Here is a 1,501-nt window from a genome sequence, read left to right as displayed (position 1 = left end):
GAACAGGATCGTCACCAGCGCTGCGGCGGTCAGCCAGGTCGTCGTGGCGGTGACGGCGGTGCGGCGCCACGTTGACCAGAACAGGCGGGTCGACGTGGCGTCCGGATCGGCGAAGCAGGCGAACGCTCCGGTCAGGGCCGGGCCGCACAGCCCGGACAGGAGCAGGAAGAACGGCCACGAACCCAGGGGATCCGCTACCAGGGCCAAGGCGAGCAGGAGCGGGGACAGGGCGGCGGTCAGGTTGAGGTTCACCAGCAGTGCCGCCCACACCAGGGCGAACAGGCGTTCCCAGGACTGCTGCGTCACGCGGGTCAGCACCGTGGGCTAGCCCTTCAGGCCGGTGGTGGCGACGCCCTCGACGAAGTAGCGCTGCCCCAGCAGGAACACCGCCGCCACCGGGAGCACGGACAGCACCGCGCCGGTCATGATCATGGCGTACTCGGCCTCGAACTGGCCGACGAACGACCTCAGTCCCAGTTGGACGGTCCACAGCTCGTTGCTGGTCAGGTAGATGAACGGGCCCATGTAGTCGTTCCAGGTGTTCACGAACGTCAGCAGGGCCAGGCTCGCCAGCGCGGGCTTGGACAGCGGCAGCACGATCCTGAGGTAGATGCCGTGCTCGCTCAGGCCGTCGATGCGGGCCGCCTCGCACAGCTCGTCCGGGATGGTCAGGTAGTACTGGCGCATCAGGAAGACGCCGAACGCGCCGAACGCCTGGAGCAGGACGATCGACCACAGGGTGTTCGTCAGCCCGGCCTTCTGCATCATGATGTACTGCGGCACCATGTACGCCTGCCACGGCACGGCGATCGTCGCCAGGTAGGCCAGGAACAGCGCGTTCCGGCCGGGGAAGCGGACCTTGGCGAAGCCGTAGGCGGCGAAGCTGCCGGTGAGCACCTGGAGCGCGGTGATCACGACGGCGAGCAGCGCGGAGTTGCCCAGGTAGGTCAGGAACGGCACGCGGTCCCAGATCTCGGCGAAGTTGGACCAGCGCAGCTCCTCCGGTATCCAGCGGATCGGGGTGCTGAACACCTCGTTGTCGCGCTTGAGGGACGAGGACACCATCCAGGCGAACGGGATCAGCACCAGGGCGGCGATCGCGGTCATCGCGGTGTAGCCCAGGACGGCGCGCCAGCCGCCGGCGCGCTGCGGGGGCGGTGGGGTGGTGGGGCTGTCGGGCGGGGCTTCGCGCAGGGCGGTCACGGGGTGTGCCTCCGCTGGTTGAGGCGGAACTGGGCGGCGGTGACTACGAGGACCAGTGCGAACAGCAGCAGGGAGATCGCCGACGAGTAGCCGAACTCGCCCTCCCGGATGCCGACCCGGTAGACCAGCTGCGCCAGCACCAGGGTGCTGCGGCCGGGGCCGCCGTCGGTCATCACCACGATCAGGTCGAGCACCTTGAAGCTCTGGATGGTCAGCATGACCAGCACGAAGAACGTGGTGGGGCGCAGGCAGGGCAGGGTCACGTGGACGAAGCGCTGCCAGCGGTTCGCGCCGTCGA

Annotated in this window: 3 protein-coding genes; all 3 read right to left on the bottom strand. The window is 68.7% G+C overall.

What is annotated here, in order from left to right; genetic code table 11:
* The coding region (locus ACTUAL_RS00900) for a hypothetical protein (RefSeq protein ID WP_440898921.1) at positions 1-306 on the bottom strand (306 nt) is incomplete at its 3' end.
* Positions 307-324: 18 nt separating this feature from the next.
* Positions 325-1,203, bottom strand: a complete 879-nt coding sequence (locus tag ACTUAL_RS00895) for a carbohydrate ABC transporter permease (protein ID WP_440898920.1) — start codon at positions 1,201-1,203, stop codon at positions 325-327.
* Positions 1,200-1,501: carbohydrate ABC transporter permease (locus ACTUAL_RS00890; RefSeq protein WP_440898919.1), on the bottom strand; the 302-nt coding region annotated here is incomplete at its 5' end. The genes ACTUAL_RS00890 and ACTUAL_RS00895, both read right to left, overlap by 4 nt.

The sequence above is a fragment of the Actinosynnema sp. genome (assembly GCF_052038725.1).
Note: the sequence above shows the minus strand (reverse complement) of the source record. Positions and strands in the feature narration are given on the sequence as shown.